Annotated in this window: 23 protein-coding genes; 4 read left to right on the top strand and 19 right to left on the bottom strand. The window is 54.9% G+C overall.

Annotated elements, in window-relative coordinates; all coding sequences use genetic code 11:
* Window positions 1-60: 60 nt before the first annotated feature.
* The 10 genes from G523_RS0102925 to G523_RS0102880 all read right to left on the bottom strand — a co-directional run bounded on the left by G523_RS0102925 (window position 61) and on the right by G523_RS0102880 (window position 9,686).
* Entirely contained in the window at window positions 61-657 is a 597-nt protein-coding gene (locus G523_RS0102925; protein WP_155802569.1) for a hypothetical protein, read from the bottom strand.
* Between the two features lie 107 nt (window positions 658-764).
* Window positions 765-2,840, bottom strand: a complete 2,076-nt coding sequence (locus G523_RS17675; protein ID WP_022693528.1) for a redoxin domain-containing protein — start codon at window positions 2,838-2,840, stop codon at window positions 765-767.
* Window positions 2,841-3,031: 191 nt separating this feature from the next.
* Complete coding sequence (locus G523_RS0102915; RefSeq protein ID WP_022693527.1) at window positions 3,032-3,595, bottom strand: hypothetical protein; 564 nt, start codon at window positions 3,593-3,595, stop codon at window positions 3,032-3,034.
* Window positions 3,596-4,162, bottom strand: coding sequence for a hypothetical protein (locus tag G523_RS0102910; RefSeq protein ID WP_022693526.1), 567 nt, complete (start codon window positions 4,160-4,162; stop codon window positions 3,596-3,598).
* Between the two features lie 99 nt (window positions 4,163-4,261).
* Window positions 4,262-4,615, bottom strand: a complete 354-nt coding sequence (locus G523_RS0102905; RefSeq protein WP_022693525.1) for a hypothetical protein — start codon at window positions 4,613-4,615, stop codon at window positions 4,262-4,264.
* 131 nt (window positions 4,616-4,746) lie between these two features.
* Window positions 4,747-5,079 carry a DUF952 domain-containing protein gene (locus G523_RS0102900; protein ID WP_027441403.1) on the bottom strand — a complete coding sequence of 111 codons (333 nt, stop codon included), beginning with the start codon at window positions 5,077-5,079 and terminating at the stop codon, window positions 4,747-4,749.
* Window positions 5,080-5,148: 69 nt separating this feature from the next.
* Window positions 5,149-6,342, bottom strand: a complete 1,194-nt coding sequence (sucC, locus tag G523_RS0102895) for an ADP-forming succinate--CoA ligase subunit beta (protein WP_022693523.1) — start codon at window positions 6,340-6,342, stop codon at window positions 5,149-5,151.
* 214 nt (window positions 6,343-6,556) lie between these two features.
* Window positions 6,557-7,804 (bottom strand): MFS transporter, encoded by a 1,248-nt coding sequence (locus G523_RS0102890; RefSeq protein WP_022693522.1) that lies wholly within the window; start codon window positions 7,802-7,804, stop codon window positions 6,557-6,559.
* Window positions 7,805-7,807: 3 nt separating this feature from the next.
* Window positions 7,808-8,986 (bottom strand): alkaline phosphatase D family protein, encoded by a 1,179-nt coding sequence (locus G523_RS17670; RefSeq protein ID WP_022693521.1) that lies wholly within the window; start codon window positions 8,984-8,986, stop codon window positions 7,808-7,810.
* 145 nt (window positions 8,987-9,131) lie between these two features.
* Window positions 9,132-9,686 carry a DUF2306 domain-containing protein gene (locus tag G523_RS0102880; protein ID WP_022693520.1) on the bottom strand — a complete coding sequence of 185 codons (555 nt, stop codon included), beginning with the start codon at window positions 9,684-9,686 and terminating at the stop codon, window positions 9,132-9,134.
* Window positions 9,687-9,865: 179 nt separating this feature from the next.
* On the opposite strand from G523_RS0102880, the gene G523_RS20050 reads away from it, so the two are divergent.
* On the top strand, window positions 9,866-10,627 hold the full coding sequence (locus tag G523_RS20050; RefSeq protein ID WP_022693519.1) for a LytTR family DNA-binding domain-containing protein: 762 nt from the start codon (window positions 9,866-9,868) through the stop codon (window positions 10,625-10,627).
* A gap of 187 nt (window positions 10,628-10,814) precedes the next feature.
* Here the strand turns inward: G523_RS20050 and G523_RS0102870 are convergent, their stop codons facing one another.
* The 5 genes from G523_RS0102870 to G523_RS0102845 all read right to left on the bottom strand — a co-directional run bounded on the left by G523_RS0102870 (window position 10,815) and on the right by G523_RS0102845 (window position 16,883).
* Window positions 10,815-12,101, bottom strand: a complete 1,287-nt coding sequence (locus G523_RS0102870; protein WP_022693518.1) for a TAXI family TRAP transporter solute-binding subunit — start codon at window positions 12,099-12,101, stop codon at window positions 10,815-10,817.
* 311 nt (window positions 12,102-12,412) lie between these two features.
* On the bottom strand, window positions 12,413-12,757 hold the full coding sequence (locus G523_RS0102860; RefSeq protein ID WP_022693516.1) for an ArsR/SmtB family transcription factor: 345 nt from the start codon (window positions 12,755-12,757) through the stop codon (window positions 12,413-12,415).
* A gap of 148 nt (window positions 12,758-12,905) precedes the next feature.
* Entirely contained in the window at window positions 12,906-13,556 is a 651-nt protein-coding gene (locus tag G523_RS0102855; RefSeq protein ID WP_022693515.1) for a hypothetical protein, read from the bottom strand.
* 142 nt (window positions 13,557-13,698) lie between these two features.
* Window positions 13,699-16,218: an ABC transporter permease gene (locus G523_RS0102850; RefSeq protein ID WP_022693514.1), complete on the bottom strand. Its 2,520-nt coding sequence runs from the start codon at window positions 16,216-16,218 to the stop codon at window positions 13,699-13,701.
* Window positions 16,215-16,883, bottom strand: a complete 669-nt coding sequence (locus G523_RS0102845; protein WP_022693513.1) for an ABC transporter ATP-binding protein — start codon at window positions 16,881-16,883, stop codon at window positions 16,215-16,217. The genes G523_RS0102850 and G523_RS0102845 overlap by 4 nt, the downstream gene beginning before the upstream one ends.
* 84 nt (window positions 16,884-16,967) lie before the next feature.
* Between G523_RS0102845 and G523_RS17655 the strand changes: the two genes are divergently transcribed.
* The gene (locus tag G523_RS17655; RefSeq protein ID WP_162141019.1) at window positions 16,968-17,654 is read left to right on the top strand and encodes an arylesterase; all 687 of its coding nucleotides are present in this window, start codon (window positions 16,968-16,970) and stop codon (window positions 17,652-17,654) included.
* On the opposite strand, the gene zapE is transcribed toward G523_RS17655, so the two are convergent.
* The 3 genes from zapE to G523_RS0102825 all read right to left on the bottom strand — a co-directional run bounded on the left by zapE (window position 17,651) and on the right by G523_RS0102825 (window position 20,027).
* Window positions 17,651-18,781: a cell division protein ZapE gene (gene zapE / locus G523_RS0102835; protein ID WP_022693511.1), complete on the bottom strand. Its 1,131-nt coding sequence runs from the start codon at window positions 18,779-18,781 to the stop codon at window positions 17,651-17,653. The two genes, G523_RS17655 and zapE, sit on opposite strands and share 4 nt — an antisense overlap.
* Window positions 18,781-19,398, bottom strand: coding sequence for a rhomboid family intramembrane serine protease (locus tag G523_RS0102830; RefSeq protein WP_022693510.1), 618 nt, complete (start codon window positions 19,396-19,398; stop codon window positions 18,781-18,783). The genes zapE and G523_RS0102830 overlap by 1 nt, the downstream gene beginning before the upstream one ends.
* A gap of 203 nt (window positions 19,399-19,601) precedes the next feature.
* On the bottom strand, window positions 19,602-20,027 hold the full coding sequence (locus G523_RS0102825; RefSeq protein WP_022693509.1) for a DNA-binding transcriptional response regulator: 426 nt from the start codon (window positions 20,025-20,027) through the stop codon (window positions 19,602-19,604).
* Window positions 20,028-20,482: 455 nt separating this feature from the next.
* Here G523_RS0102825 and G523_RS17650 point away from each other — a divergent pair, with 455 nt between their 5' ends.
* Window positions 20,483-21,403, top strand: a complete 921-nt coding sequence (locus G523_RS17650) for a GNAT family N-acetyltransferase (protein ID WP_022693508.1) — start codon at window positions 20,483-20,485, stop codon at window positions 21,401-21,403.
* Window positions 21,404-21,455: 52 nt separating this feature from the next.
* Here the strand turns inward: G523_RS17650 and G523_RS0102815 are convergent, their stop codons facing one another.
* On the bottom strand, window positions 21,456-22,766 hold the full coding sequence (locus G523_RS0102815) for a cytochrome P450 (protein ID WP_022693507.1): 1,311 nt from the start codon (window positions 22,764-22,766) through the stop codon (window positions 21,456-21,458).
* A 161-nt stretch (window positions 22,767-22,927) separates the two neighbouring features.
* Between G523_RS0102815 and G523_RS0102810 the strand changes: the two genes are divergently transcribed.
* Window positions 22,928-23,698: a hypothetical protein gene (locus G523_RS0102810; protein WP_022693506.1), complete on the top strand. Its 771-nt coding sequence runs from the start codon at window positions 22,928-22,930 to the stop codon at window positions 23,696-23,698.
* Window positions 23,699-23,736: the final 38 nt, after the last annotated feature.

The following is a 23,736-nucleotide window of genomic DNA, read 5'->3' as shown; positions in this document are numbered from 1 at the left end:
GGCCTCATTTCCACATAAGCCGTGTAACACAGGATATGCGGGATGCAAGACGTATGCGTGTTATTCGACTGTCTCGGTAATCCGAGTCAATGGGTAGGAGTAGATGAGCGTGACCCATAAACCCGGTTCCGGTGAGCCGGACTGGATGCCTGTATACCGGTCGTTGCCATGAAGCTCCCAGGCATCGGTAATGCCAATCGCCTGGTCTTCGGTGGGTGGGATATAATCTTCAAAATCCTCAAGCTGAAAAAACGATTCCGGTTTGAACCGGTCCTCTACCTCAACGGATTCATGTACAATCAGTCTACAGGCATAGGCGATAGGCGCTGCCTGTTCATTTGGGTCTTCGAAATCGGATTCGAACTGAATCTGCGCGTCCTCAAGTTCAGCAGAGGCGGGCTCCCAAGTGCTCCTATAAACGGCGGAATGATCTCTGGGGCGCGAGGCTTCACGCAGGCGAACAGGGCCGGAATAGAGAAAACCCTGATCTGTCAGAAATTCGGCTTCTTCATGGGTGCCCATAGAATAGAGTGCGCAAGCCTCGATAAAGCGAGCGGAAAGCGGGTCCATTCCGGCTGGCGCTGTGCGTGGAAGATGTTGCGCTGTTGCTTGAGCGGTTAGGAGACATACTCCGATCAGACCGTAAAATAACCGCATGACGCTGCACCCCTTTCTCGCGAATCTTTACCTGTTTACAATTTGTGCTGCAACGAAAAAGCCCCGACGTTTCCGCCGGGGCTTTTGGAATTTATATCCGAAGAGGCTTACTGAACGCCAGCGCGTGTTGTTGGCGTGTCCAGAGAGGTCATGTCGGCTTCACCGGAATTCTCTTCGGAGTTGATGACGTTCTCATCAATATCGCCAAACTCGTTCACGCCCTGTGCGGCAGGGCCGCGGCGACGTGCCGGACGATCTGGCAGAGCGGCCTGATACTCTTCACGGTCGAGAAGGCCGTCATTGTTTGTATCGTATCCGTCAAAGCCGCTTGCGAGCCAGACATTGCGCTGACCGACGATCTCGGCTGGCTGAAGCATGTCATCACGAGAGTCATCCAGAGAAGCGAACAGGCGATCCTGCTGCATGATCTCAGTATAGTTCGTGATGTTCTCGCGGGTTTCGTCGAGCCAGCGATAGTTCACGCGGAAATACATCATTTCCTCGTGCGTCTGGTCGCCTGGATAGACATCTGCTGCCGGATCCGGATTCGCGAAGTTACGGTCGGAGTTGTCATACCACCAGTCAGCTACCAGACGGGAGCCCGCTGGAACCTGAATTGGATCGACCGGGTCATAGTCGCGCTGCCAGTTAAAGTCATAGCGTGGCAGAGACAGAAGCAGCTCGCTCGTGCCATCCGGATACTCAATCGACAGTTCTACGCGTTTGCCGCGATAGTGCGCATGCGGATAAAGCGTGTAGAGTTCGGCGTCCGCCGGGAACAGCGTGTAAGACGTGATGTGGAAGTTCTCTTCGCCTGCAGGAATCACGAAGTTTGAATCGCCAATCACAGTAGAGCGCATGATGAGCTCTGGCGGCTCGTCATGGAAGTAGAGGCCGACTTGCGTGCGGTCTGTCTCTTCCAGACCAAACGTCGTGTAGTGCATGGAGAAGCGGAACGCGCCGCCCGGTGACAGATAGGTGCCAACGCCTTCGTGGAACTCTTGCGGATTCTGGCCTGGCGTGTAGCTGCCGACTGAGCCGCTTGGCAGATTGCCTTCGATCTCATCAACGGCCGCATTGCGGTTCTGAATGTAACCCGACGTTACGTGGTGAACGCCCTGATTGGAGCCCGGACGCACATGTGTTGCACGCAGCCAGCGGCCTTCTTCCATCTGGTTTGGAATGGTCGGGTATTCGTATTCGAGGATACCGGTCGCCGGGATATCAAACGGCGTGACTTCCACGATGTAATCCGGTTCGCCGAGCGGCCATTCCGGAAGCGGCTGGAGCGCGTTGATCAACGGGTCTTCGCCTTCACCGCGTGGTGCGCCTGCTTCAATCCAGTGCACGATTGTGCGGGCTTCTTCAGGTGAGAGTTCGTTCTCGCTGAAGAATGTGCCTGCGTGATCAAAGTCAGGGAAGTACGGTGGCATCCGGTCCGTGCGAATAACTTCGCGGATCATGGGCGCCCAGCCCTGAATAGTCTCGTAGTCAGCCAATTCCCACGGAGCGATGCCGCCAGCAACGTGACAGCCACCGCAGCGCTCAACCAGAATTGGCGCAACGTCTTCGGAGTAAGAGATAGATTGGTGCAAGCTTGTGTTTGCGTGCGGAAGTTCGACTGAATCGCCGCGGCGCATTTCGACGGATGTCACTTCGACGGCTTCACCGGAGATCAGTGCGTCCAAAGCGTTTGCGACGTAAGGCGTGCGACCGCGACCATCGATGCGGCCGTTGACTGGTCCGCGATACGCAAGCTGGAAACCAGTGCGCGGGTTAATTACAAGAACTTCGCCGGTTGTTTGCAGCGAGAGGCTTTCAGATACCAGCTGACGGGCATCCATCAGAACAGGCATGTCGACGCCTGCCGCCGCCATCGCGTCGCTCATTTGGGTTCGGGTTTCAGTTGCGTCAGGGTTGATGAGGTAGAAGCGTACACCTTCTGCTGCGTATTCATCGCGCAGTTCAGCAAACGCTTCGACAGCGTTCATTGCAAAATCAGAATCGGCCGTAACTGTCATGAGGACGATCGCTGGGGCGTCCTGATAATAATACAGTTCATGTGAAACGCGCTCGTGGTCTACGAGGCGAAAGTTATCCACATATGTCGGGGAAGCTTCTGCACTTAAAGTCAGTGCTGATAGGGCAAATGCAGATGCAGTAAAGGCGAAAATCTTTCGCATGGGCGTTGTCCTCCTGTCGCGGTTTTATTTTTTCTTATTTATATTTGATTGCTGCACGATTTGCGAGGAAATTATGATAGTGGGCTCTCATTTTATCGCGTTAGTCGGCAACAACCTCACCAATCTAACGAGATTGTGAACGTGTTCCGTCGCGATAATTCAAATTTTTCTGAAAATTGTTCAGCGCTGCCTTAGTGCGGGTAAGACGTGATCGAGACAGACCAGTCGCCATCCTGGCTATCAAGGCTGATCTTTGTGTAACGGTCGCGGGCGTCTACTTCCCAGTCTTCGGTTGCGCCGTAACCTACGTCTCCGGGCCGGGGCGGGTAATAGTCGAAATCGGTCAGAAGGTGGAATGAGTTCGGGCTGAACCGGTTCAGCGCATTCGTGTCCTCATCCACCAGAAGATGACAGAAATATTCAGGTCTTCCGTCATCATGGTACCACTTCATGAAAGTGATCTGAGCCTGTTCGTGATTGCGTTCAGTGCCCGGAAGAAAATTCCCAAACCGCGAGTTATGTTCTGGTTGGTGATCATTTCCTTCGAGCGCAAATCCGCCAAGAAATGTGAAGCCGGCCGCTGCGAGTGTGCCGTCATCATTGTGCACTCCGCGGCCGTATCTCTCGCACGCCTCAATGAATAGAGTAGAAAGCGGGTCCATGCCTGCCGGGGCTGCTGCGGGCAAATGCTGTGCGTTCGCAGGGGCTGCGAGGATGGCAGAAGCGGTCGCGAGTGCGAAAAACGAGGCGCGCATTTAATCATCCATCTCATAGACAAAGTTCATGATGTTTTCGGTGTCGATGTCCTTGTCAGGATCGAAGCGCCGAATACGTGCGCCTTCAATGTCATAGGCTTGAGGTACGAGCGCGGCGATCCAGGCTGGAATCGGTTCGCGGCGATAAACAGTAATCCTGGAGAGCGTGCCCACTTCGGCGAGGCGGCTGGCTGCAATATTGGCGAGCGCAACACGGAAGGTCTCATCTGCCTGAGCTGGGAACCATTCAGTTGAGTAGCGTCCGCTCGAAATAGAAAATTGTACAGGCAGCGGGCCTGAAACACCGTTCTCCCAATCGCGATCCTCATCACTTTGCGAGACGGTTACCAGGCTCTCTGTTCCATCCAGAAAGGTAACGCGGATCATCATCTCGGAAGGCTGGCTTACCGAGTATTCTTTGACGGCCATATCGTGCGGCAAGATGCCAATCTCATCAGAGAAAATCTCGGAATCAGGGTAGAGCTTATCGACGATGAATGCTCTGCCAAGATAAGCGCCGCCCAGTACGAGTGCGACGATTATCAGAAATCCGAAAAAGGCTTTCATGCCCAACCCCCTGCTTTTCCCGGAGAAAAGCTATGCGAAAGGATTAGTGGCGGCAATCCTGAATTTAAAATTGTCGTGCTTTTATTTTGGCGCGAAGTATCAGAACGAAATCGTTCGATGATTTACAGGCTGACCATTTACGATGATCTGGGAAATGACATTTGAGTCCGGGTGCGCAACGCATTCAGCGCTCAGTTCATAGCCCCAAATGCCGTCATTGCTTTCGCCGTTGAGAATGCTGCCTTGGGGGAAATTGATCACAACTTCACCGTCGCCAACCTGAACTGACCCTTGTTGATGTGGATAGACGACCAGACCGTCTCCAGATGGGAAGATGTGGTGCTCCAGATGTGCAATACAGGTTTCATAAGCACGCCGGTGGAATGCGTCATCACTGTGCGCGGGCATAATCATCAGCGATAGGGCACCCAAAAGACCAGGAACACGTTTCATCGAAAACTCCGTACAGGAAACGTTTGCAGCGGTGTATTTGTACTCAAGGAATACAGTTCGCCAAGTCCTGATCGCAGCAAAGGCGTTGAGACACAACTAACTGGGGAATTGGAAGGCGGGACGACGGCTCGTCAGAGCGGCGGGAATTCATGCCCGTCCGGGCCGAGCTTCAGCGTTTTTGTCCAGACAACATCGCTGGCGAGAAGATCGCGATAAAGGTGCGGGAATTCAGCGCCGCCGCGAGAGACTTCCCATCTTATTTCATCGCCAAGACGGTCGGTTTCAATTGCCAGAAGGTAGAGATTGTCTTCAGCCGCGAAGTGCTTCGCTGCTGTTTCTTTCACCTGTTCGGCCGTAGACATGTGAACATAGCCATCCTGAAGGTCGATCGGTGCGCCCGATGTGCGGCCCGCGGCTTCGAATGCAGCCTGCTCATCGGCGCGGAAGATTTTGTAGACGATCATGGTCATGCCCTTTCACAAAAAAGGCGGACCAATGGCCCGCCTTTTCGAATTCAAAGATCAGCAGAAAGCTTACTTCTTAACAGCGTCAGTGATTTTCTTAGCTGCGTCGTCGAGATCGTCAGCCGGGATCACGTTGAGGCCAGAGTTCGCAATGATCTCTTTACCGCGCTCTACGTTGGTACCTTCAAGGCGAACAACCAGCGGAACTGACAGGTTTGTTTCTTTAACAGCCTGCAGAACGCCTTCCGCGATGACGTCACACTTCATGATGCCGCCGAAGATGTTGACGAGGATGCCCTCAACATTCGGGTCCTTCATGATGATCTTGAACGCAGCAGCAACTTTCTCCGCAGATGCGCCGCCGCCAACGTCACAGAAGTTAGCTGGCTCAGCACCGTAGAGTTTGATGATGTCCATGGTCGCCATAGCGAGACCAGCACCGTTCACCATACAGCCGATTGTACCGTCGAGAGAAATGTAAGCGAGGTCCCACTCGTGAGCTTCGATTTCTTTCTCGTCTTCTTCTGTTTTGTCGCGCAGTTCCTGAATGTCAGGGTGGCGGAACAGAGCGTTACCGTCGAAAGACACTTTCGCGTCGAGAACGCGCAGGTGCTCGTCTTCCATAACGATCAGCGGGTTCACTTCCAGCATCGCCATGTCTTTTTCAGTGAAGGCTTTGTAGAGGATCGGGAACAGTTTGTAGCCGTCTTCTTTAGAAGTGCCTTCAAGGTTCAGCGCGTTGCAGAGCGCTTCGCAGTCTGCATCTGTAACGCCAGTTGTTGGCTCGATGTTGATTGTGAGGATTTTCTCAGGTGTTTCTGCTGCAACTTCCTCAATGTCCATACCGCCTTCAGTAGACACGACGAATGCCGGCTTGCCTGTTTCGCGGTTTACGAGGAGCGAGCAGTAAAGCTCTGATTTAATGTCAGCGCCATCTTCGATGTAGATGCGGTTGACCTGCTTGCCTTCCGGGCCAGTCTGGTGCGTGACCAGAGTGTTGCCGAGCATAGCTTTGACGTGTTCGTAAACTTCGTCCGGAGAGAATGCGAGGCGAACGCCACCTTTTTCGCCAGCTTCAGCTTCTTTGAACTTACCTTTGCCGCGGCCACCTGCGTGGATCTGGCTTTTCACGACCCAGAGAGGACCCGGGAGTTTAGCCGCAGCTTCCGCTGCTTCTTCTACAGAGAATACGGCATAGCCGTCTGCAACCGGTGCGCCGAAAGACTTCAGAACTGCCTTGGCCTGGTGCTCGTGAATGTTCATGGATGCTGCCTCTTATTTGTTTGTGAAGGCGGTTCGCCCCCTAAGACAGGACCGGGTTATAACAATGCACTAGGGGTGTGCAACTCCATCTTTGGTGTGATTGTCCCTCTGAAGGCCAAATATATGGGTTTTTACCGGTTTGATGGTCACTTTATTTCCACCAGACGAGAAAACTCGGATTTTTACGGGAAATTATTCCCGTCAGAGATTGGCGTTATGCTGCCTGCTCTTCGTCTGTACGAGGGTCGATTTCCGCGCCGACCACAGATGTCGGCTGCACCATTTCGTAAGATTCGCGCTCTTCCTCGACAACCGGAGCCTTCGCCTGACGACGCCACACCATCAGAACAAACAGGACAAATCCGATAACGGCTTCCAGAATGAAGAGGCCGCGCGTTCCGAGCGGCGACGACATGACAAGGCCGAAAACCATCGGGCCAATGACGGAACCAGCCGCCCATACAAATAAGAGGCCCGACAGCATGCGCGCAAATTTTGATGGCTCGCACCGGTCAGCCGCGTGTGCAATACAAAGACCGTAAAATGAAAGCGCGCCTGCGCCCCAAAGGCCGATCAGCGCCTGAGTGATCAGGCTGCCGGGTGCGTTCAGGAAGATGAGGGCGATTGCGGCGAACGCAGAAATAAGCCCCATTCCGCCGATCACGACGCGTCGGTCGACACGATCAGACAGATAACCTGCAGGCCACTGGCTGAGTACGCCGCCAAAATAGGCGGCAGCCATCAGGGTGGCAGCTGCGGTTGCAACTGAGGTCGTTCCACCTGCCTGCTGCGCGTAGAGCGGCAAGAGAGAGAGAAAGCCGGTATTGGAGAAACCGGCAATGAACACACCGATAACGGCGGCGGGTGCCACTTCATACATGCGCCGGAACGGAAAAGGCGCGGGATCAGGCGGCGCCGGTTGCAGGCTTTTCGTGATGCACACTGGCATGAGAGAGAATGCGAGGAAGACGCCGCACCAGATATAAGGCTCCAGATCGGCCGGTGCATTCCCGACGGCCAGAAATGGACCAAGGATCAGCGCCATTTTGGCAACCACGTGATAAATGCCGATGACAGAGCCACGCTGGCTCTGCGGCGTCGCTTCGGTCATCCAGCTTTCAACGCTCGCAAACATGAGCGCGATGCCGATGCCTTGCGCAAACCGTGCAATCGACCATGTGAACGGATCGCGGAAAAGTGCCATGAGCAACGCCATGCTGGCACCTAACGCGGCAGCGAAGGCAAACACCCGAATATTGGCAATCTCGCGGATCATCTTTGGCGCGAGAGCTGCACCCGCCATAAAGCCGGCTGAGTAAATGCCCGCAATGAGACCTACAATCGCATCAGACACACCGACGTCGCCAAGCGCCAGAGGCACGACAACGCCCAGCAGGCCGCCAGCGACCTGCAGCAAAGCTGCTGCGAGAATAAGAGAGGCTACATTGCGAAAGGCAGTCACGGCTTAACCAGCGTTGATTTCGTCCATGGAGAACGATGTTGAGCGGACTTCTTCGCCAGTTTCATCATTGATGACGAAGTTGATCTGGCGGGCGTCCCAATCGATTTCGATTTCGCCGTAATTACCAAATGTGTAGCCGAGGCCAAGCTGGCGCGGATCGACTTCTGTGGAGTCGGGCTCACGTGCGAAGGCGACATTGAGAGATGAAGCCGTAATTTCATAGAATGGGTACGCGCCGCGATCTTCGTCTTTATAGAGAAAAGATGTGTGGCGGTCGCCGGAGACAAACACGACACCATTTGCTTCTGTCTCGTCGATCATGTCGTAGAGACGCTGGCGCTCTGTCGGCATCTTGTCCCAGCTTTCCCAGCCGTGAACATCGGGAATGACCTGAATGGATGAAACGAGCAGACGAAGGTCCGCCGGTTTGGACAATTCCTGTTCCAGCCACGCCCATTGCGCTTCACCCAGCATATCCTGCGCCGGGTCAGTACTTGGAATATAGCGTTCGCGGCCTGCTGCACCATAATCATCGGTCGGCATCAGGTCTGAGCGGAAGAAGCGCGTGTCCAGCATGATGATCTGTGTTCGCTGGCCTTCAGGGCCGACCATGCGAGAGTAATAAACGCCCGGATAGTCTGCGATCTCGGTGTCATCCATGTGGAAGAAGTTTTCGAACATGCGTTCGGCCAGAATACGGCCCGCGAAGTTGCGTCCAAAGTCGTTCATTCCGAAGTCGTGGTCATCCCATGTCGCGAGGATTGGCATGGCCGCAGCCACGGCGTTGTAAGCCTCGCTTACGCCAAGATCGGCATAGCTTTCGTGAAGCTCGGCCAGTTCGAAATCAGCATTGGCGTAATTGCGGCCATCGCGGTCGCCATACACATTGTCGCCGATGAAAAGGAACAGATCGGCGTCTTCTTCGGCAATCCGCGCCATTGCCGGATTTGGCTGTTCCTCATCATTGCAAGACGCGACGATGACACGTGTCAGCGCCTCTGATGTGCTGAGCGGCAGAATTTCGGGACCTGACGGAAGCTCGCTCGTCGGAATAGCGCGGTAATAAACGCTCAGTGCTTCTTCAGCGGATTGCGGCGAGACAGCTGCTGGTGACGTTGCTGTTTGAGTTGCACATGCGCCAAGCGCGGCAAGGGCAATAAGGCTGACACCAATATGTTTCATGAGGCTCTCCCGTTTCGTCAGACCGCTAGACCGGATGGATGACATTGTCATGACGCCCCATGAAAGAAAATTCAATTCAAAACGAAATCAGGCCGAAGTCTTGCTTCGGCCTGTGGCTCTGACGGGTAGATTTTGTCGTCGTCGATCAGAATGAGAAGAACAGGCTGAACATCAGGCGACCCGGCAGGAAGGAAAACAGGCCAGCGATCATCATGCCGCCCACAAACATGCCGGTCATTTTCTTACGGTGGTCCTGAACCTTGCGGCGACGAATGGCGGCAATACCCATTGGCAGACCAATCAGCGTCCAGGCGGAGAGTGCATGGATCGGGCTGAAATGGACCGGGCTGAACGAGGTGATAAAGAAGGAAGAGATTGCCGTGATCGCCATGGTGACAACCCATGTCCAGCCAAGTGTCCGGTGCAGGCGGAAACCTTTTGGCGCAAACAGAAGCACCAGACCAATGATGAAGGTCGCAATTGCGCCATAGGCGTGGATCTGAATTTCAATTGGCGCTGTCAGGAGCGGCGTAAGGTCCACCCGGAACTGCGGTATAACACCTGAGCCCCTGACGATCTGGTATGCCAGAAAGCTATAAGCAGCCAATGCAAAGACAACCGCGATCCGGTATCTGGTAAGGCCCGGAATGTTGATCGTCGGGAAACGTGGTGAGGGTTTGGAAACAAGTGTATCAGACATGATGACGGGCTCCGTAGGTCGCGGTTGAATGTGTCTGGCGTTGTGCCGATGACCCCATTCTGGCAAAGGGAGCGATTGCTGCGAGCTGATCTTCATGAAGGGGATGACGAGGTTCGCGAAACGCAGCTAATGTCGTTCACGAAGCGTGAGTTGCATGGTGTTTGAGGGGAGTTTGCATTTTGCGTATCGCGATTGACTGGGCACAACGCGGCCGCCAACTGGCAATCCTTGTCGGGATCGGCACGTTTCTCTCGATTCTCAATCCGTTCAATGCGGGAAACAGCCTCCCTTTCTGGGCGGTCTGGTGCTATTGGACCGGACTCGTCATCTACGGATCGGTGATCGGCTGGGGCACGGCGACACTTGCGCTGAAATGGCTGGATGGATTGCCCATCTGGCTCATTCTCGCAGTGATCGCAGCTGTATGCGCTCTGTTCGTGACGCCGGTGCTCATCATCCTGCAACATGCCTTTGGTGGACGCGTGCCACTCGACGAGTATCCGCGTGTCTATAGCCTCGCGCTCGTCATCTCGATTGGCATTACAATTTTTGGCTATCTTCTGGATCGCGCAACTAATGGCGATGCCGCCGTTGAAGGCGGAACTGACGAAACTGGGAATCCTATTGCGATCTTCATGTCCCGTTTGCCGCTTCCCTATCGGAACGCCGCTCTCTATGCGATCTCGTCCGAAGACCATTATCTACGTGTGCATACCAGCGCCGGGGAGCATCTGTTTCTGGAGCGCCTGAGCACAGCTATGCACCAGTTGGAACGCGCGCCCGGCCTTCAGACGCATAGATCATGGTGGGTGAATGAAACGGGTGTGAAGTCGGTGACGACGTCCAGCGGTAAAATGACCATTACCCTGAAATCGGATGTTGAGGTTCCGGTCAGCCGCACATTTGCCCCGAAGGTTCGCGAAGCCGGTTGGCTTGGGTGATCTAGTCCTGTCGCTTTACAATTGAAATCAGAACGACGCAGAAGCTGGAAACTGCTGAGAGAAGTGGCGCCAGCACGCCCCATTGTGTGTCGCGCAGAAACAGAAAAACTAGCGCAGCCAGGAAAAGGGAGCACACAGCGAACCCGATCAGGAATTCGCGTAAAGAAAAGGGCAGGCGACTCACGTGCTAATTGTCGTTCAGGCGCTGCATGAGCTGGCTGACAAACAGAATGTGACTTCGCAGGCGATAAAGTTCGTCTGTGTAGGATTCAGGAACTTCCACATTGCCAACTTCTGCCTGCAAGGCTTGCAGCTCGTAGATTACATTATCGCGTTCCTGAATTGTGTGGGCCGCGCGTCCACGGTCTTCCAGTGTACGAAGGTCTTTATACCAGATGTAGATTTTGCGGCGTGTGCGCCAGCGATAAAGCGGCGGTGCAGCTTTTATGAGCGGAAAGACAAGCGTCAGAAGCGGAATCGCGAGCACCCAGGCGCGTTCAAGGAAATTGGCAACGCCAAATGGGAACATGCTACGCAGGAAGCTCGGGCCTTTTTCGTAATAGCGGGCAGCCTCCTCAGACAGAGGCAGGTTTGTGCGGTTCGGGCTTGGGAAAACACCCGGCTCGGATAGAAGCGTGCCGCCGCGGTGCTGGTCCACCATCGCTTCGATCAAAAGGGCCTGAATAGCCGGATGTAAGTCTTCACGCACGATGATTTCGGCGACTGGCGCAATCAGTTCAATCGGATCCGATGGCAGGTTGTCTGCCAGATCGAGGCCGCCTTCAGGGAAGATGACGCGCTTCAGGTAAGGTGTCCGGCGTTCATAGGCGAGGGCGCGGGGAAAGCTCAGAACCGCGATATCGGGATCGGCCAGAAGTTGAGAGACAAATGGTGCGCTCGGGCCGGACACGGCCATCAATACGTCCACTTCTCCGGCCAGAAGCGCTTGCGCACCAGCATCGCCCGAGAGCGGCAATAACGTCGCGTCGACCTCGTTTTCAGCCAGCATCCGGTCTGCCAGAAGGCGTGTGCCTGAAGTTTCCGAACCGGCTGCGATACGCATATTGCTGAAATTTCGAAGATCCAGATCGTCGATGTTCATGACATCTGCGCTGTCGCGGAAGAACACCCAGAGCGGCTCATAGAATACCGTGCCCAGAGATTGCAGCTCGTCTTCGTCTTCAGGAAGTGTCGCGCCGCCCTGCACAATAGCCGCCTGCACTTCACCGGCACGCAGAAGATCGAGATTATCGCCTGAACCCGTCGTGTTCACGACATTCAGCGTGACATCTTCTTCTGCAAAGAAGGCCTGATAATCGAGAGCTGCCTGCGCATAGGCGCCGCCAGCGCTACCCGATGCAAAGCTAACCTCTTTGGGTGGCGGCGGGGCGATAAAGCGGAACAGAAGGAATGAGACGATAATCGCGACAAGCGTTATCCCGACATATGTGAGCGCTGATTTGGATATCGACATGCTGCATCCCCTTCGGAAAAATCCATAGCGCTTCCGGTGGCGGTTGCAAGATGCAGAGCTTCAGAAGGCGCTCTATGCCTGAAAGATAATCTTTAACCTGGCGCAGCCCTTGCACGTTCTGAATTTCAGGGAACCAGCCCGCTGCAAGCGGGTTTGTATTTCAGGAACCGCAAAAGGAGTCACTCAAAATGGGACAGGTAAACTGGCTGAAACGGTCCGTCTCAATGACTCTGCTGACAACCATGCTGGGCACAAGCCTGTGGCTGGTGTTGCAGCAGAACCATTCGCTGTTTTGATATTGACGGCGGAGCTCAGGCCTCGCTGACGAGCTCGCCCGCGCATTCCGGCGCGCCTTCGCAGCAATTCTCGGTAAAGCGACGCATCAAAGTCGCAATCTCGTCCCGATTTACTGAATAAATCATGTGCCGCCCCTGACGTTCAACGTTAAGAAGGCCAGCCTCTGTCAGCACATTAAGATGTGCGGTCAGCTTGTTCGGGGTGACGTCAAGAGTGTTCGCGATTTTGCCAGCCGGCAGACCGTCCGGACCTGCTTTCATGAGCAGGCAGAAAGTTCGAAGGCGCGTGTCTTGTGCCAGCGCGCTGAATCCTTTGAGAGTCTTCTCAAGCTCAATTGTATATTTATCTATCGCGGTCATTTCTCTTCGCCCAATTACACACACAAAATAGGGTTGCTGTGTGTTAGACGAAATGCGGCATATTAATCCATACACCCAGCTGTAAAAAATTGATCTTTTTGCAGCTGGGGGCTGAGGTGGGCAAATTATTTCAGATTCACCTGAATTTTTAGTTTTGCCGAAGCAGCGGGTTAGACAATTCTGCTGTCAAACCGTCCGACGCACCGTGCACGATGAGAAGTTCGTTGATGACTTCGCTGCGATTGCCGTTGAATTCACGAATGCGTCCTTCAAGGCGTTGATCGCGCTGGTTGCGGAAGCCACGGGTGTCAGCAACCCAGTCACCGTTTTCTCGAATGAATTCGAGTGAATAGTTTGCGCCTGAGCGCGTGTCGCGCAGTGGCAGTGTGGCCCGGCCGTTTTCACCCTGAATAACTTCACCAGCTTCGATGTTTCGGAAGCCGTTTTCACCGATCAGATCAGCGGATACCAGAATGTTCATAATATCGCGGCCAGTCAGGCGCTGAAGGTGCGACGCGTCGAACTCACTTCGCAGATAGTAGACTGAAATCTCATCATGGATACCAAGAGAGGGCTGGCCTTCCGGGCCATATAGCGCAATCTGACGGAGCGTTTCGAAACGGTCGATTGAGGCTTCGGAGACATAGTCAGTCGCATCATATCCGCGCCCGGAGCTGACCGCAGCCGCATAGCCGTTATAAGATTCCATAACGCCCTCGGAAACCGAGCCGCCACATGCTGCAAGTAGGAGCGCCAAACCGCCCGCTAATCCTGTGCGCCACATCTTCATGCCTGTCATAAGTCCCTCGCACGGCCTTGTTCTTTTGCTCAGCCGCTTTCCTGTCAGAGAGTATACTCTCATAAATGCGTTTAAAAAACTGGCAGGCCTGTTAACGGAACTTGATCCGTCGGCGTAAGGACTTGTTCACACAACAGCCGGATTACGCGTCGCGCAGAACGCGGGCTGCAGGCTTCGCCAGAACGCTGCGCGCGACAAACAGGCCGCCAAGAACTGAGATGCCGAGAGCGGCGATGAGAATGACGCCAACCGGCCCGTAAGGTATTGACCAGCGCGCTTCGAATACACTCACGATAATCGGATAAGCTGCCGCGATGCCTATCAGGGCACCGAGGAGGGCTGCAATGCCGCCGGCTATGCTGAACTCCAGAGCATAGAGCTGGAATATCTGCGATCGCGCAGCGCCGAAGGTTTTCAATAGAGCTGCTTCTACCGCGCGCTTCTGTGTCATCACGCCAAGCGTCCCCATCAGTACGAGAAGGCCCGCAATTGTGACGACGCTGGCAGCCGCGTTTACGGCCAGAGCAATATCGTCAAAGATTTTGGATGCAGCTTCCAGCGCAGGACGTGTTTCGAATACGACCACGCCCGCAAAATCATCTTTCAGCGCTGCTATCAGTGCGCGGTCCTCGCTGCCTTCTGTTCGCGCAATGGCGACATGAGACGGGTTTGCGGCTTCCAGAGTGCCTGGCGAGAAGATGAATGCCGTATTCGATCCTATATCGAACGTGCCCCACTCCACGCGCCGGATAGCAGCGACTTCTGCGGTGAGATCACGGCCAAAGACACGTAGTCCAATCGTTGAGCCGGGCGAGAGGCCAAGACCGCGGGCTGCGCCCTCTTCAACAGAGACCAGAAGCGGTCCGGAATAATCTTCTGCCCACCATTCACCTTCGAGTGTTTCGCCGCCTTCAGGTTCGGGGCCTAGAAAAGTCACGTTGGTTTCACCGCGGACAGCCCATCTCTCACTGTCTGCGATCTCTGCTTCGGCGGTCGGAACGCCGTTGAGTTCAGTGATGCGGACAAGCAGGAAAGGCGCGCGGCGATAGGCGTCCCTGTCGTCAATATCCACGCTGAAGCCAGATATGAGCTGGTCAAAATCTTCTGCGCGGTCGCCCGGAATCTGGGTGAAGACGAGAGACGGCGCGTTGGAAGGGGCTGTTTCCTTTATCTGACGCAGAAGGTTAGCCTGCACAGCAACGACCAGTGACAACAGCGCGAGCCCGATACCGAGAGACGGCATGATTGCGCTTGCAAGAGAGCCGGGCCCTGAAATGTTGGAAAAAGCGAGCCGCGTCAGGCCGCGCGAATTGTCAGCGACAGGCTTTGCGGCACGTTTGATCAGCCACGCCGTGAGCAGGAATGCGCCCCAGATAATTGCCGTACCAGCCAGAAGCGCGAGCGTGATCATCGGACGGGAGCTGCTAAGTGTCGATAGCAGGATAAATCCGGTAAGACAGGCGAGCGACAGGCTGCGTTCCAGCACAGGCGTGCGCGTCCCGCTTTCTTCAGAGAGGTTCCGGAAGAGCGCTGATGGCGGCGTCGCGCGTGCGCGGCCAATGGCGGGAATGGCGAAGAAACCGGCGCTCAGAAGGCCAAGCGCAAGCGCCGTGATTAAAGGTATGGGATAAATGGCCAGCGCCTGGGGGAGGGCGATCTGATCGCCTGCAAAGCTCACCATGAGATACGGCGCTGCAGCACCTATAGTGAGACCCAGAGCACCACCGAGGAGGGCGAGCGCCCCCAGCTGAATGGTGTAGGCTGTGCGGATAAGGCCGCTTTCAGCGCCCAGAGATTTCAGCGCAGCGATGGCAGAGGTACGTGACTGTAAAAAGGATGTCGTTGCCTGTTCGACGCCAATGCCGCCTGCGATCAGGGCTGCGATGCCGATGATCGACAGAAAATCGTTCAGTGTCTGAAGAAGCTCCTGCAAGCCATCAACGGCATTCTCGGGTCCGCGAATGCGCACATTGGCTTCGGGGAAGGATTCATCGAATGCTTCGCGCAATTCCCGAATGGGCAGTTCAGTATTGGCGCTGACAATCAGGCGTGTCCGGAAGAGTTGTCCGACACCAAGTCTGTCTGCAGCTTCGAGTGCGCGAATGCTGACCACAGCTTCAGGGCCAAACGAGCCGGGTGTTCCGATCTGGTCGGGCAGGCGGTCAAGGCGGGCACGGATTTCCGCGCGTACCGGGCCAAGATTGATTTCGTCACCGATGGCAGCATCAAACTGGTCCAGAAAACTCTGGCTGACAGCCGCGCCCCATAATTCGCCCTGTTGGTCGAACGTCGTATCGATGTCGCCCGACAGTTCCATTTCGCCAACCAGAGGGAAGGCATCGTCTATACCTGTGAGATCGACCTGACGGCGCAGATCTCCTGCGGTTCCCATGACGGTGAGTGTGATTTTCTCAGAGACGTCGCCGAGGCTTTCTGCGTATGCACGTTCGTCATCGGTCAGCCTGCGCTGGTTCACCGCAAACATGGCGTCGCCGCCAAGCAGCATACGCGCTTCGCCTGCGAGGCCGCGTGTGAAGACTTCTGTCACCGAACCGGCAGACGAAATGGCCGCGACGCCAAGCGTGATGCAGGCAAGGTAAATCCAGAAGCCTCTCAGCCCGCCGGACAGCTCACGTATTGCGATGCGCCAGGCTGCACTCATGCTTCAAGGTTTCCGTTGCGCATGGTGACGATACGGTCTGCGCGCTTGGCCAGTTCCCGGTCATGGGTGACGAGCACCATCGCGGTCTTTCGCTTCTGCACGATATCGAACAACATGTCGGCAACGCCTGCGCCGGTATCGCCATCGAGATTGCCCGTCGGTTCGTCGGCAAAAACGATTTCGGGATCGCTGGCAAGCGCGCGCGCGACGGCAACGCGCTGACGTTCCCCGCCGGACATCTGGCCGGGATAGTGATCAAGCCGGTCGCCCAGACCCACTTCCTGAAGCAGCTTTGTGGCTTTGTCTTTCACGCCCTCAATGCCAGAAATTTCGAGTGGCACCCGCACATTGTCGAGTGCCGTCATTGTCGGCAGTAAATGGTAGGACTGAAAGATCAGGCTTACGCGGCCGCGACGAAGACGGGCCAAGGCATCTTCGCTCATCCCTGTTATGTCAGTTCCCAGAAGTTCGACTTTGCCGGATGTGATGCGCTCGAGCCCTGCCGCAATGGAGATAAGAGAAGATTTGCCCGAGCCTGATGGACCAATCACCGCAACGCATTCGCCAGGCTCGACTTTCAGGCTCACACCTTTGAGAATTTCGACCGGACCGGATTGCGCAGGCAGCGTCAGCCTTACATCATGCAGGTTCAGGGATTCAGCCAATGGAGCGCTCCGATCACGATTTGGTTGGAATGAGCTATATGAAGCATACGAATGGCAGGAAAGTCAGGGAAGATGGTGAAGCAAATGGGTTTTCAAGCTTTCGTGATGTCTGTTTTGCTGCTGGTCGGTTGTTCTGCCCAGAATGAGCCTCCTGCAGAGCCGCCAGCTCCAGCCATTGAGGACGCGACCGTCGCGGACGTCGTTACGGACGATGCGCAGGTGATTGTCATGCTCGGCGACAGCCTGACCGCAGGCTTTGGTTTGCCCGATGCGGCCGCCTTGCCATCCGTTGTCGAGCGAAAACTTACCGAGGCCGGCTATGAAGTCGAGGTGATCAATGCAGGTGTTTCCGGTGACACCACATCAACGGGACGCGCTCGCTATAACTGGAGCGTGGCATCGGCTGATCCGGACATCCTGGTGATTGCGCTCGGAGCGAATGATTTCCTCTCAAGCCTGCCGTCCAGTTTGGCGCGGGATAATCTATCTGCGCTCATTGAACAGTCTCAGCAAGACGGTATTGAGGTGATTCTTGCAGGTCTGTCGCCGCGCTTTGAGGGCGCCGATGATAGTCTCGAGGCCGAGTATGCCGCCATCTATCCGGCGCTCGCCGAAGATTATGGCGTGCCGCTGTATCCAGACTTGATGGCAGGTGTCTGGAATACGCCGTCTCTGTTGTTAGGGGACGGACTTCACCCGACTGCCGAGGGTGTAGAGGTGATGGCAACAGGCCTGTTGCCGGTCATCATCAGCGTGATCGAGGCTGACTAGGTTTCTTCCGGCTCGGTGATGCGCTCGGCGGCAAGGTAATCGGCGCTGCGCATCTCAAACAGGCGTGATGATGTTCGCTCAAACTCGAACGCGCTATCACCTGAGACATAGAGCTCGTTCGGTTCGGCTTCCGCAGAAATGATTACCTTGGCACGCGCTTCGTAGAGTGCGTCGATCAACGTGATAAAGCGCGTAGCGGCGTTCCGGTTTTCAGGGCTAAGGATCGGTACGTGCTCGATGAGTACGGTGTCGAAATGGCGGGCAAGTGACAGATAGTCTGCGGCGCCAAGCGGTCTGTCACACAGCTCTTCAAAGCTCATGCGGGCAACGCCAGCGGCCTGTGCAGGAATGCGCCATTCACGGCCATGCACCGTGAGATGCGTTTCATGTGGCTCTGCGCCAGAGGTAAGGCGTTCCCAGGCGGCATCAATGCTCGCATCCGCTTCCGGGCCCAGCGGAGAGTAATAAACCGGTGCCGCAGTCAGGCGCTCAAGGCGATAATCGCGGTCGGAACGGATTTCATGAACGTCGTGCGTGTCTTTTAGAAGTTCGATGAAAGGGAGGAAGCGCTGGCGGTTGAGACCATTCTTATAGAGATCATCCGGCGGACGGTTAGAGGTCGCGACGACGACTACATCACGGGCGAGAAGGTGTTCGAACAGACGACCGATCAGCGTGGCATCGGCGATGTCTTTGACCTGAAACTCGTCAAAGCAGAGGAGCTCGGCGCTGGCGGCAAATTTCTTAGCGGCCGGTGGTATCGGATCATCCACGCCGCCCTTAACGGCCCAGCCAGAAGCTCGGCGCTCTGACGGGGTGAGCTTCTTCCAGTCGTTGATGAACGCGTGGGCTTCCTGCATGAAATCGTGAAAGTGGACGCGTCGTTTGTGCTCGATATTTGTGGTCGAAAAGAAGAGGTCCATAAGCATGGACTTGCCACGCCCGACTCCGCCCCAGAGATAAAGCCCGCGAACCTTTTTCGGCTTTGAGAACCAACCCTTCTTGCCGCGATTTTCAATACGGTCCTGAAGGTCATCCAGAAGGCGCGCAACCTCGGCCTGTGCGGCGTCAAACTCTATGGTGCCGCTGGCGGTTTTAGCCTCGTATTCTTTATACAGAGTGCCCATCAAGCCCCCAGAGCCTGCGTGATCTCGCCGATGAAGATGTTCAAGAGCTCCGGATGAAGCAGGATGGCGATTGCGATGCCAATCAAAGCGCCGCCGAGGTGGGCATCATGGCCGATATTATCGCGGGCGGCGCGCATGCCGTAAATGCTGTAAGCCACGTACAGCAATGCGAACACAACTGCCGGAAGCGGGAGAAAGAAAAACACATAAAGCAGCTGAAACGGTGCGAAGAGGCAGAAGGTGAAGATGATGCCAGACACAGCCCCGGAAGCGCCGAGCGCCATATAGTTCGGGTTGTTTCTATGCCGCCATAGCGCAAACAGATTGCCGCCAATCAGGGCGCCCAGATAGATCAGGAAGAAACTCTGGCTTCCAAGCACGCGTTCAACTACGGGGCCGAAGAAGAACAGCGTGAGCATATTTACGAATAAGTGCGTCGGGTCAGCGTGCAGAAAGCCCGATGTCAGAAGGCGGTGATAGTCCTTACCTTGCAGCACAGCGCGCGTGTTCAGAATGCCCCAGCGCATCAATCCGTCGTTAGAGAAGGCCATGACGCTCAAGGCGATGTTCGCAACCAGAAAAATCAGGGTTGCGCGCGATGTGAGTAAGTCTTCCACGCTAGGGCGTCTCCGGCAGATTTGAGCAGTGCGACAGGTCTTTGACCCTCACTTAGTGGTTAAACCCGTGGGAATCAAAAAAGTTTGTTTGCGGTCAGGCTGTTTTGAGCCTTTGCCCGTGCTCAAGACATCAAAAACCCCGGAGGTTTCGCGTCCCCGGGGTCCTGACAGGCTTAGCTGTCTGACGAGTCGTCACCTTGCTTTCAGGCGGCTTGCGGCTCTGCCTGTGGCATCAGGCTTTGCAGGAATTCGTAGAACTCTTCCGGGCGCTGGATAAAGCGGTTGAACGGCAGATTTTCTTTGGCAACTGCGTTCGGTGCGCAATCGCAGCCCGCAGCGATGGCTGCTTGCGCGACGGTGTCGCGGTTCTCGCTTGCAGAAACGACCGCCATGCGGAAATTGCCCATAGATGCTACGCGTGTCAGCGTCATGCTCTCGTCGAAGCTGTCGGGCAGGCGGAGATCCAGAACAACCAGATCAAATTGTTCGTAACGGATACGGCGTTCCGCTTCCATCAGGTTCGCGGCAATAACGAGATCAAGTTGAATGCGCTTACGAACCGCTTTTGTTGCGGCAACCATAAGCATCTCCTGAGCGCGCTGATGGTCTTCGACCCATAACACTTTCATTTCCAACCCCTACACCTGAAATCAGGTCAAATCCTCAATAACACGCAGAGTTTGCCTCAAGACCCTTTCCGGAAAGTAAATTTAACGGTCTCGTCGCGTTAAAGCTTTCGAGCGTGAGGTTAATTTTTTTGATAAAATTGTTAAGGATAAGATGTTACGATATCGAAATAAAAATAGCATTTCTGTAGCGAGCTGGCGCCTTGATTGCCTCCAAATCCCCTTCATTTCAGGTTTTTGAAGAATATTCCGAAACCGAAACGAAAGGTTTCTGCATAAATTCGACTGACCACACTCGTTAGCCCAGTAGCATAAAATTATTACCGGTTCCGCGCCAGAGCGCGTTAACACTTAATGATGATCGCGATTCGCGTTAACGCTTTTCAGACGCGATTCAGACATTTTGAAATAATTACAGGCTCTTGATAGCCAAGATAGTTTCATTCAGGCGCCCGGCAATGACATCCAGAGAAAAGACGACAGACAATACGGCCCTCTTTCTTCCGGACGCCGAGCGTGACGATGTTCATATCGTGGATGTGCTCATTGAGGAGCGCTGTCCAAGTTTTGCCGGTCATTGGAGCTGGCCGCTTCTACGTCCGATCCTGTTTGGCATGCTGGGGTATCGGCGCGCCGTGAAAATGGCGGACTATATTGAAAAGCTGCGCGGCCGGGATTCATTCGATTATCTGGTTGAGGATCTCGATATCGGCCTCGATTTGCATCAGTTTGACAGGATACCGGCAACGGGACGCGTGATCATCGCGGCAAACCATCCAACAGGGCTCGCAGATGGCGTTGCTATGTGGGAAGCGCTGAAGCGTATTCGCAGCGATATTTTGTTCTTCGCCAATGCGGATGCGATCCGCGTCAGCCCGCGCATGGTGGACGTTATTATCCCGGTGGAATGGGTGGCCGAGAAACGCTCTCCGGCCAAAGCGAAAGAAACGCTGCGCCGCGCAAAGGAAGCCTTCAAAGCCGAAAAATGCGTAGTCATTTTTCCTTCAGGCCGTCTGGCTGCCATGGAAGAGGATGGACTGACCGAGCGTCCATGGTTTCAGACTGTGGCCACGTTGGCGCGTAAGCAGAAATGCCCGATCATTCCTGTGCATGTGAATGCCAGAAATTCCTGGCTATTTTACTTCCTGTCGAAGGTTTCCGGAGAGCTGCGCGATATCACGCTCTTCTATGAGCTTCTGAACAAGAAAGGCTCACGCTTCGAGATGACAGCGGGTGAACCTATCCAGCCTGAAGATCTGGCCGGAGACGTTCAGCTCGTGACCGAAGAGCTGAAGAACTATGTCGCTTATGAGCTTGGTGATAATCCGGACCTGAAATTTTCGGAGTATCGGGCTACTAAAGGCGATCCTGCTTCATAAGAAAAAGCCCGGACGAGTGCCCGGGCTTTTGTTTGTTCAGTCTGACTGCCGACTATTTCTTCGGCACCAGTTCAACCATCATTTCTGTATAGCCCTTCACGAAGCAGCTTGGAGTGCGGACAGCATCTTTAACAACGATGATGTCTTCAAAGCGCTTGAAGAACTCTTCCCAGAGAATTTTCAGCTGCATTTCGCCGAGGCGGTTACCGACGCAGCGGTGAATGCCGAAGCCGAAGGACAGGTGGCTGCGAACTTTTGGACGGTCAATCCAGATATCGTTCGGGCGCTCGAAATGACGCTCATCACGGTTGCCGGAAACATACCACATGAGAACTTTCTCACCGGCCTTGATCGTTTTGCCGCCAAGCTCGACATCTTCCAGAGCCGTACGGCGCATGTGCGCCAGCGGTGTCTGCCAGCGAATGATCTCGGAGACCATGCTCGGGATCAGATCGTGATTGGCTTTCAGCTTGTCGAACTCCTGCGGGAACAGGTTCATGCCAAGCACAGATGCCGTCATGGAGTTACGGGTCGTGTCATTGCCGCCGACGATGAGCAGAATGACGTTGCCGAGATATTCCATCGGCTCCATGTCTTTAGTGTGCTCGCCCGTCGCCAGCATGGAGATCAGGTCATTGCCTGGCTCGTTTGCGTTGACGCGTTGGTTCCAGAGCTCTGTGAAATAGCCGAGGCATTCCATCAGCTCTGCGCGCCATTGCTCTTCGCCGCCCGGGCAGATCTCAGGGTTCTCACGGCCGGTTGCAACGTCAGACCAGCGTGTGAGCTTGCGACGATCTTCGAACGGGAAGTTGAACAGTGTCGCGAGCATCATGGTTGTGAGCTCGATAGAAACAGTGTCGACCCAGTCGAACGGCTCGCCAACTGGCAGGCTGTCGAGAACTTTAGCTGTGCGCTCGCGGATCAGGCTTTCGAAGTTGCGCAGATTGTCCGGCGCCACGATTGGCTGAACTGTCTTGCGCTGAACGTCGTGCTTTGGCTGGTCCATCGCGATGAACATTGGAAGCGAAAAGTCTTCGTCCAGATCGACCAGCGTAATGCCGCCCGCAGAGGAAAAACGCTTATGGTCTGTGTCGACAGCCATAATGTCTTCATAGCGTGTGACGGACCAGTATGGGCCAACCGCGCTCTCTGAGCAGTAGTGAACTGGCTCTTCATCGCGAAGACGGGCGAAACGGTCCCAGTAGGCTTCGCGGCGCCAGAGTTCAGGATCCGAGATATCAAGATCAGAAAGGTCGAGCGAACTTGCAGGGCGGACAGGGCCGCCGGGGATCACGTATTTACGATCCAGACGCCAATCGCGTTCTTCCTGAGTATCAGCAACTTCAGAGGCGGTATCTGCCATTTTTCTTCTCCCCGAATAGGTCTTTGAGAGGGTTATATCACAGCTCTTTGCTAAAAACTATGACGCAGGCGTCATTTTTTTGATTTGGGCGATGTGTAGTTCTTTCTGGAAGAAATCCACGCCCGGCATTATGTAACTAAGTATCAAATCAGGAATTCAGAATGACGCGTACCGCCATCCCTCTTTTTATTGCTTCCCTTCTGGTGCTGAACGCCTGCGGTGGTTCAGATGTTCCAACCGAAGGCGATGGTGCGGGTGCTGAGAATATCCGCACTTTATCAGGGCTGCGGGACAGTCTGAATGAAGAGCGTGTGGATGTCGTTGATCCGAACACTATTGAAGCCGCGGCGCAAAACATTGACCCGTTCAAATACGGGCTCGATTACACAATATATGAGCGGGACCTGTTGAACGGGCTACTGGCTGATGCCCGCGCCGAGAGTGATTACCTCTCCCGTTCGCTCGCGGCGACGCAAGAGAGCCTGCCTGTTGTACGCCCGGGCAAGAGCTTTGAGTCCTATCAGGCGATCCTGTCCTGCGCTGTGTCGGCTGACGTTCTGGGCCGTCTGGGCGTGCTTGTGCCGCACGTTGCGCTTGATCATGCGATCGATTTTACTGAGCTTTCCATCACCATCACCGCAGACGACATGGAAAGCGAAGATTTTCAGGCGTTCGAAGCGCAGATGGTTGATCTGCAGGAGAACGGTACAGCGCTTGATCGTTTCAACCATCGCCGCGCGCTTGAAGCCGAAGAAAACCGCCTGCGGACACGCCATTACCTGAACTATTTCCTCATGCGCGATGCTTTGCTTGAAAGCGCAAACCGTGATGCCCTGCAGGAAGAGCTGAACAGCTGCCTTGAAACCTATGAAGACGACATCGCAGCTCTGATTATTGCCCGCGAGCAGGCTGAAGCCGAAGAAAACGGATAGCGCCCGTTTAGATTGCACCTGCGCAAAATCACACATAA

This window comes from Ponticaulis koreensis DSM 19734, assembly GCF_000420665.1.
In the GTDB taxonomy this organism is placed as follows: domain Bacteria; phylum Pseudomonadota; class Alphaproteobacteria; order Caulobacterales; family Hyphomonadaceae; genus Ponticaulis; species Ponticaulis koreensis.
This window is presented reverse-complemented; position numbering and strand designations above follow the sequence as displayed.

Coding starts and splice junctions, on each gene's coding strand:
- G523_RS0102925 (WP_155802569.1), bottom strand. CDS start 657: ATGCGGTTATTTTACGGTCTGATCGGAGTATGTCTCCTAACCGCTCAA.
- G523_RS17675 (WP_022693528.1), bottom strand. CDS start 2,840: ATGCGAAAGATTTTCGCCTTTACTGCATCTGCATTTGCCCTATCAGCA.
- G523_RS0102915 (WP_022693527.1), bottom strand. CDS start 3,595: ATGCGCGCCTCGTTTTTCGCACTCGCGACCGCTTCTGCCATCCTCGCA.
- G523_RS0102910 (WP_022693526.1), bottom strand. CDS start 4,162: ATGAAAGCCTTTTTCGGATTTCTGATAATCGTCGCACTCGTACTGGGC.
- G523_RS0102905 (WP_022693525.1), bottom strand. CDS start 4,615: ATGAAACGTGTTCCTGGTCTTTTGGGTGCCCTATCGCTGATGATTATG.
- G523_RS0102900 (WP_027441403.1), bottom strand. CDS start 5,079: ATGATCGTCTACAAAATCTTCCGCGCCGATGAGCAGGCTGCATTCGAA.
- sucC (WP_022693523.1), bottom strand. CDS start 6,342: ATGAACATTCACGAGCACCAGGCCAAGGCAGTTCTGAAGTCTTTCGGC.
- G523_RS17670 (WP_022693521.1), bottom strand. CDS start 8,986: ATGAAACATATTGGTGTCAGCCTTATTGCCCTTGCCGCGCTTGGCGCA.
- G523_RS0102880 (WP_022693520.1), bottom strand. CDS start 9,686: ATGTCTGATACACTTGTTTCCAAACCCTCACCACGTTTCCCGACGATC.
- G523_RS0102870 (WP_022693518.1), bottom strand. CDS start 12,101: ATGTCGATATCCAAATCAGCGCTCACATATGTCGGGATAACGCTTGTC.
- G523_RS0102860 (WP_022693516.1), bottom strand. CDS start 12,757: ATGACCGCGATAGATAAATATACAATTGAGCTTGAGAAGACTCTCAAA.
- G523_RS0102855 (WP_022693515.1), bottom strand. CDS start 13,556: ATGACAGGCATGAAGATGTGGCGCACAGGATTAGCGGGCGGTTTGGCG.
- G523_RS0102850 (WP_022693514.1), bottom strand. CDS start 16,218: ATGAGTGCAGCCTGGCGCATCGCAATACGTGAGCTGTCCGGCGGGCTG.
- G523_RS17655 (WP_162141019.1), top strand. CDS start 16,968: ATGGGTTTTCAAGCTTTCGTGATGTCTGTTTTGCTGCTGGTCGGTTGT.
- zapE (WP_022693511.1), bottom strand. CDS start 18,781: ATGGGCACTCTGTATAAAGAATACGAGGCTAAAACCGCCAGCGGCACC.
- G523_RS0102825 (WP_022693509.1), bottom strand. CDS start 20,027: ATGAAAGTGTTATGGGTCGAAGACCATCAGCGCGCTCAGGAGATGCTT.
- G523_RS17650 (WP_022693508.1), top strand. CDS start 20,483: ATGACATCCAGAGAAAAGACGACAGACAATACGGCCCTCTTTCTTCCG.
- G523_RS0102815 (WP_022693507.1), bottom strand. CDS start 22,766: ATGGCAGATACCGCCTCTGAAGTTGCTGATACTCAGGAAGAACGCGAT.
- G523_RS0102810 (WP_022693506.1), top strand. CDS start 22,928: ATGACGCGTACCGCCATCCCTCTTTTTATTGCTTCCCTTCTGGTGCTG.